5 protein-coding genes are annotated in these 6,972 nt (G+C 73.4%); 1 reads left to right on the plus strand and 4 read right to left on the minus strand.

Annotation, left to right across the window (positions count from 1 at the left end):
• The 4 genes from AC162C_RS12365 to AC162C_RS12380 all read right to left on the minus strand — a co-directional run.
• Positions 1 to 2,555: adenylate/guanylate cyclase domain-containing protein (locus AC162C_RS12365; protein WP_484097804.1), on the minus strand; the 2,555-nt coding region annotated here is incomplete at its 3' end.
• 66 nt (positions 2,556 to 2,621) lie between these two features.
• Positions 2,622 to 3,500 carry an NAD(P)-dependent oxidoreductase gene (locus AC162C_RS12370; protein ID WP_484097805.1) on the minus strand — a complete coding sequence of 293 codons (879 nt, stop codon included), beginning with the start codon at positions 3,498 to 3,500 and terminating at the stop codon, positions 2,622 to 2,624.
• Positions 3,501 to 3,592: 92 nt separating this feature from the next.
• Complete coding sequence (locus AC162C_RS12375; RefSeq protein ID WP_484097806.1) at positions 3,593 to 5,410, minus strand: bifunctional metallophosphatase/5'-nucleotidase; 1,818 nt, start codon at positions 5,408 to 5,410, stop codon at positions 3,593 to 3,595.
• Positions 5,411 to 5,612: 202 nt separating this feature from the next.
• Complete coding sequence (locus AC162C_RS12380) at positions 5,613 to 5,828, minus strand: hypothetical protein (RefSeq protein WP_484097807.1); 216 nt, start codon at positions 5,826 to 5,828, stop codon at positions 5,613 to 5,615.
• Positions 5,829 to 6,138: 310 nt separating this feature from the next.
• Between AC162C_RS12380 and AC162C_RS12385 the strand changes: the two genes are divergently transcribed.
• A complete protein-coding gene (locus AC162C_RS12385; protein WP_484097808.1) occupies positions 6,139 to 6,420 on the plus strand; it encodes a hypothetical protein in 282 nt (93 codons plus the stop codon).
• The last annotated feature ends 552 nt before the right edge of the window (positions 6,421 to 6,972 follow it).

The raw sequence follows: 6,972 nt of genomic DNA on the forward strand, positions 1-6,972 counted from the left end.
GCGGCCGCCAGCGCCCGCTCGTAGAACCGCGCCGCCTCGACGTTCGCGTACACGGCGCGCGCGGCGTCGCCCGCGACGCGCGAGTACCGCCACGCCTCGTCCCAGCGCCCGGCCGCCGAGTAGTGGAGCGACAGCAGCTCGGCCTGCTCCTCGGGGGCGTCGCCCGCCGCGCGCAGGATCGAGTCGCCGACGCGCGCGTGGAGCTCGCGCCGCTTGCGGTACGGCAGCCCGGCGTAGGCGGCGTCGCGGATCAGCGCGTGGTGGAACCGCACCCACCCCGTCTGCTCGACGGCGACGAAGTCGCCGAGGCGGTCGAGGCCCTGGCGCACCCGCGCGCGGCGGCCGCGCGCCAGCGCCGACACGATGTACTCCTCCCGGAACGTCGTGCCGAGCACCGAGAGCTCGCGCAGCCGCGTGCGGTCGGCCGGGGGCAGCCGGTCGATGCGCGCCTGGATCAGCCCCTCCACCGACTGCGGCAGCGCCTCGACGTCCTCGCCGCGGCGGAGCGCGTCGAGCAGCTCGAGCAGGAACAGCGGGTTGCCCGCTGCCCGCTCGGCGAGCGCGCGCACCTGCCGGGGCATCAGCGGGTCGTGCTCGGTGGCGGCGTCGATCAGCGCGGCGGCGGCGTCGGGGTCGAGCGGCTGCAGCTCGATGCGCGTCGCGTCCTCCTCGGACGCGACGTACCCCTGCGGCCCGGGCCGCCGCGCGAGGAGCACGAGCCAGGGCCGCGTGCCCGCCGCCGAGGCGAGCCGCGCGAGCAGGTCGCGCGACGGCTCGTCCATCCAGTGCGCGTCCTCGACGAGGAGCACCGTCGGCTCGGTCACGACCTCGGCGAGGAGCCCGTCGACGGCCTGCTCGAGGCGCGCGCGGCGGAACTCGTCCTCGAGCTCGCGCACCTCGGGCGACGGCTCGATCTCGAGGTCGAGCGGCGTCCCGATCAGCGACAGCCACGGCCCGAGCGCGGGCGAGCGCTCGGCGACGAGCGCCCCGAGCGCCGCGGCCGCCTCGTTGGGCTCGAGGCCCTCGAGCCCGAACGCCTGCTGCAGCAGCGTGCGGAACGGGAAGTACGGGGTCGCCGCCTGGTAGAGGCGACACTCGCCGCGCACCAGGTCGGCGTCGCCGATCCGCCCCAGGAACTCGTCGAGCAGGCGGGTCTTCCCCATCCCCGGCTCGGCGGTGATCTCGACGACGACGCCCTCGCCGCGCGCCGCGCGCTCCCACGCGTCGGTGAGCACCGCGAGCTCCTGGTCGCGGCCGACGAGCGGCAGCCCCGACTCGGCGATCGACGCCCGGCTCCCCTTCGCCTCGCCGACGACGAACGCGGTGATCGGCTGTTTCTTGCCCTTGACGAGGAACGGCTCCAGCTCCTCCGTCTCGAACAGCGTGCGCGAGCCGTCGAGCACGATCGGCGTCGCCACCACCTGCCCGTGCTCGGCCTTCGCCATCAGCCGGGCGGCGAGGTTCACGGCGTCGCCCATCACCGTGTACGTCTTCCGGTAGGCGGGCCCGATCGTGCCCGCGAACACGGGCCCGGTGTTCACGCCGACGTGCAGGGGGAGCGGCGTGTCGGCGGCGACGACCTCGCGGACCGCGAGCAGCATCCCCTCCTCGTCGGCGCCGGTGACGGTGGGCGCGCCCGCGGTGAGGATGATCTTGCCGCCGTCGGGCGCGATGTCGGTGGCGAGGAAGGCGACGCCGCGCTCGTCGACCGCCCGCTGCGCCGTGCGCACGAGGCCGTCGAGGGCGTCGGCGGCGGCGGCCGGGCCGTCGCGGAGCACCATCTCGTCGAAGCCGCCGTAGTGGACGAACGCGATCGTCACGGTGCGGTGCTCGGGCTCGACCTCGCCCTGCTGCACCGTCTCGCGGAGCCCCTTCGCGACGAGCGGCGTCAGGTCGAGGCCGGTCGAGACGCGCTCGATCGGGACCGTCTCGACCTCGGGCGGCGTGCCCGCGAGGAGGACGCCCGGGCCGAGCTCGCGCCCGCGGTTCGCGCTGGGGAGCACGGCCGCGAGCGCGGGGCTGAGCAGGATCTGCCCGGCGGAGGCGGCGCCCTCCATCGTCACCGTCTCGGTCGCCGCCGGCCCGGCGACGATCAGCTCCCGGTGCGAGTCGCCGACGAGGAAGAAGTGGAAGAGCCCCGTGTGCACGCCGACCGACATGCGCAGCGTGACCTTGCCCGCGGTCGTGGAGAAGGTGCCGATCTGCCGCAGCTCGGCGCGCATGCCGTGCGCGGCGGCCGTCGCGCGGAGCGGGTGCCCGTCGCCGTCGAAGAAGAGCAGCAGCGCGTCGCCGCCGAACTTGAGGAGGCCGCCGCCGTACGCGTACGCCCGGGCGAGGAGCGACGAGAACGTGTCGTCGATCACGTCCGAGACCTCCTCGGCGCCGACCCTGCCCTGCCGGGCGAGCCGCTCGGACATCTTCGTGAACCCCGAGACGTCGACGAACACCATCGAGCCCTCGATCTCCCGGAACCGCGTCGCGGGGTCCGACTCCTGCCACTCGACGACGAGCCGCGGGAGGTACGGCTGGAGCGCGGGCGTCAGCGTCGTCGCCACGGGCGCTGCGGGGGAAGGGCCTCGGCCCGGACGGGCCTCGGCGGAGGGAGACCGGCGATCACCGGGTCAGCCTAACGCCGAGGCCCCATCCGGCCGAAGCGCGTCGAGGAGGTCGGCGAGCGGCCGGCCGGGGTCGGCGTCCTCGGGCGCGGCCGTGCCGAGAGGCGTCTCGGCGACCTGCCGGTAGACGAGTGCCAACGCCTCGAACAGCTCGGGCGCGAGCCCCGCCGCCGCCTGCGTTGCCGCGATCTCGTGCATCTCGTCCACGTACCGGCCCGCCTTCGCGGCGGCGCGCTGGAGGGTGGCGGACGGCGCGCCCCCGAGCCCGGGGAGCGCCTCCCGGAGGTCGTCGAGCACCGGCTCGAGCACGCCGTTCGCGTGCGCCGCCCGCAGCGCCTGCGTGAGCAGCGCGACGCTGCCCTTGTACACGGAGGCGGTCGACATCTTCACCGCGGACGCGGCCCCCACGTCGGGCCCGACGACGCGCCACGCGACCCCCGGGGCGGCGAGCGCCGCGAGCAGGTGGGCGCGGCCGCCCGAGAGGTAGATGCGCGTGCTGCCGCCGGCGCGCGGCGGCGGCCCGGAGATCGCCCCGTCGACCAGCTCCAGCCCGGCGGCGGCGAGGTCGGCCTCGATCGCGCGGACGGTCGCGGGCGCGACGGCGTCGAGGTCGGCGACGAGCGGCCGCGCGCCGATCCGGCCCGCCGCTTCGGCGAGCGCCCCGGCGACCGTGCGCGCCTCGCCCGGCGGGACGACGACGAGCACGACGTCCGACGCCGCCACGACGTCGTCGAGCGTGTCGAGCAGCTCGAGGCCGCGCGCGAGCCGGCGCGTCCGCTCGCTGCGGCCCGACACGGTCGCCACGACCCGTGCGCCGCCCGCCGCGAGGGCGGCCCCGAGCGCGCTCCCCATCGCGCCCGGCGAGACGATCCCGACCGTGGTCATGCAGGCGACAGCCTACGGCGTCGAGTGCCCCGGAACGCCGGAGGGCCCGCTCGCGGGCCCTCCGTTGGTCGAATCGAGGTCGAGCATCGAGGCTACGGAACCTGCGTGATCCGTCCTTCCCCGCCCTCCGGGTAGGCGGCGGCCGTGATCGCGCCGCCGAGACCGTCGGCGATGTAGCCCTCGATCGCCTGCTGGTAGGTCGCCCCCATCGTCACGAGCGGCGCACCCCGGAAGGGCCACTGGTCGCCGCCCTTGGCCGAGAAGTCGTTCGTGACGATGTTCACGGGATCGCCCGGTTGGACGACGCCGCCCGCCACGATCACCGTGCCGTCGTCGAGTTCCACGTCCAGCACACGCGTGCCGGGAGTGACCACGGTGCCGTCACCGTCGATGACCATCGCCGTGCCCGAAGCCGACCAGGTGAACGAGAACCCGGAGACCTGAGCGAACCGGCCGCTCCCACAGAGCGGGTTGGCGACGTCGGCCGGCTGCGTGCACGCGACCGCGTTCTCGAGGATCTCCTTGAACTGGCCGCGTGGAACGTCCTCGACCATGCTCACGAAGTTCGGGAACGGCGCCATGTCGAAGGTGTCGAGCACGGAGATGTCACCCGCCGGGATGATCGTGTTGTTGCGGATGCCACCGCCGTTCTGGAGCGCCACGTCGGGAGCATCGACGCCGTAGGCGGCGGCGTTCTGGTCGGCCCACCAGAACAGCGAGTCGGCGATGAGGTTCCCCTCGTTGGTCTCCACCGCGCGCACGCTGCTACGGAGCCCGTCGAGATCCACCTCCGAATCGCCGATGATCGTCTCGCCCAGCGCGGCGACACCCGCCGCCACCGGGTCGACCACGCGCGCCTGCATCGTCGCGTCCGGCACGACGGCGTCGTCGCACGGGATCGTGTCGTTGCAGGTACCGGTCGCGACTCGCACCGGCCCGGAGCGCTCCTCGCTGACGTCGACGACGTTGCCGGCCTTGTCGAAGCCCACGACGAGCTTGCCGACGTAGCGGTACTCGCCGGACGTCGTCACGATCGGCACCTCGGTGCCGTCCATGTCCGTCGCCGTCTGCGGATACGCGCCGTAGACGGCTCCTTCGTCACCCGGGATGAGGACGTCTCCGGCATTGGCGAGCAGCTCGTCGCCGCCGCCCGCGATCACGACGTCGACACCGTCGATCTCGGCGACGAGCTCCCTCTCGTTCTCGATGTTCTGCAGGTGGCTGGCGAGGATGATCTTCTTCACGCCCTTCGCCTCGAGCATGTCCACCTGCTCCTGGACGATCGTCGCGAGATCGTCCGAGACGACGACGTTGCGGGGTGAGGAGATGAACGGCAGGTTCGGCGTCTCGAGGCCGATGATGCCGACCAGTTCGCCGCGCACCTTCGCCACCGTCGCCGGCGCGATCACCCCGGCGTCGACGTACGCCTGCAGGCGCGCCTCGCCGCTGAAGTCGAGGTTGGCGCTGACGTACGGCGGCTTCTTCGTGTAGCCGTCGATGAAGTCGGCAAGGACGTCGGGGCCGAAGTCGAAGTCGTGGTTCCCCAGTGCGACCGCGTCGTAGCCGATCAGCTCCATCGCAACCGTGTCGTAGAAGGGCACGCCGTTCGCAAGCCCCACGTTGAACTCCGGCCCGGCGAGGAAGTTGTCACCGGACGAGATCATCACGACACCGCGTTTCGCCCCACGCTGGGTCCACGGCCCGTTGACCGCCTCCCACTTGAGGTCGTCGACGACGGCCTTGAACCGTGCCGCGCCGCCGAAGTCCTCGAGATCGGCGCCGGCGTCCACGACCTGCGACTCGCCGTCGTTGTTGTGCAGGATCGTGAGCCAGAAGTGCGGTTCGGACGCCTTCGTCGGCGCAGCGGTGAGCGGCGTCACGACCGCCAGCAGTGTCGCTACGGCCGCCACCAGGATGACGGATGCTCGTCTCATCGTTCCCCCTTGGATCGCCTGAGCCGGGAACCACCCAGCAGAGATCGCACGACCCTAACACCCTCGGCGCGCCGACGACGGAGAGTGGACGACCCGCCACCGGCCGGACACAGCCGCCGACCCCCGGCCGCGACGCGCTCCGATTCGCCCGCGGATCGGTCGGTTCGGGCCGAGCCGGCTAGCTCGGAGAGGGGTCGCGCTTCGGGCGGGGCCGCCGGTAGCCGACGGCCTCGGGTGGGCAGTCCTCGTGGAACCACCCTCCGAGCCCGTACGTGAACCGCGAGCCGCCCATCGTCATCGCCTCGGCGCTCTCGACCGCGTACACGACCGTGGGGTCGCCCGGGTCGACGGGCTGGCCGCAGAACGGGCAGCGCGTGGTCGACGTCTCGCTCATGTCCCCAGAGTGCCACGCACAGCCGGCCCTGGGTCGCGCCCCTCGACGCCCCGGAGCCCCGCACGACGTGCCGAGCGGAGCGGGTGCGGGAGCCGGATGGGCGTTCCGCGGAGGCGTGGCAACGGCGAGGCCGCTCCCCCCCGACGATCTCGTGGGCGCACACGCCGAGGGGCCGTAGGCGGGATCAGGGGCGGGCCGCCGAGGGGTGACCGTTGCGCTCTTCGTGCGACCCTTGACATGCTCGGACGCCGCTCCTAGGTTCTCGTCCCACTTCCGCCAGCAGTCGGCGGCCCCGACGAGAGGAGCAGAGATGCACGCCACGATGCGCTACTACGCCGGCAACACCGACCTCGCCGATCAGCTCGCCTCCCGTACGGACGAGATCCGGGCGGTCATCAGCGCCGTCCCCGGGTTCCAGGCCTACTACCTCGTGCGCACGGGTGACGGGACGGTCTCGATCACCGTCTGCGACGACGAGGCGGGAACCGAGGAGTCGACGAGGGTCGCCGCCGAGTGGATCCGGAGCAACATGCCCGACCAAGCGGCGAGCCCGCCCTCCGTCTCGTCCGGGACCGTCACGCTGAGCGTGTAGCCCAGGCCTTGGGCAGGAGGCGCCCGCGCCTCCTGCCCGCGCGTGCTCGAGACGGGGGCCGACGGCGGCGACGTCGCCCGGCCCCGACGGCCCGGCCCGACTCCCGACCACGCCCGTGAGCCGCGGGCGGCCTTCCCGGGGCGGTCGCCACCCCCTCCCTGGCGGCGGGTGCGCCGAGGGCCTGTTGCCCCCTCCGTCTTGCGCACCCGATTGGCGGCGGAGCGTGAGAGGCCGGGGGATCCGGCATCGGCCCTGATGCGCCCGGGAGGATTCGAACCTCCGACCCGCGGATTAGAAGTCGCGCCAGAGGCCAGACGGGCAGAGACCGCAAGAGACGGAACACCGCATGAACACTGAGTTTCGGCCCTGTTCGTCTCGGGTCGTCTCGGTGGGTCTGGGTGACCTCGTGTTGACCCCTGTGTTGACCCCCGCAGCCGGTTCGGTGCTCTTGCCCTACCGCATCCACGACCACACCGCCGACGACCTCGGCCTCATCGAGCACCCCGCCCCGAACCTGGAGCCCGGCGACGTGAGCGCCCTCGCGGACGGACG

Source organism: Gaiella sp., from assembly GCF_057140465.1.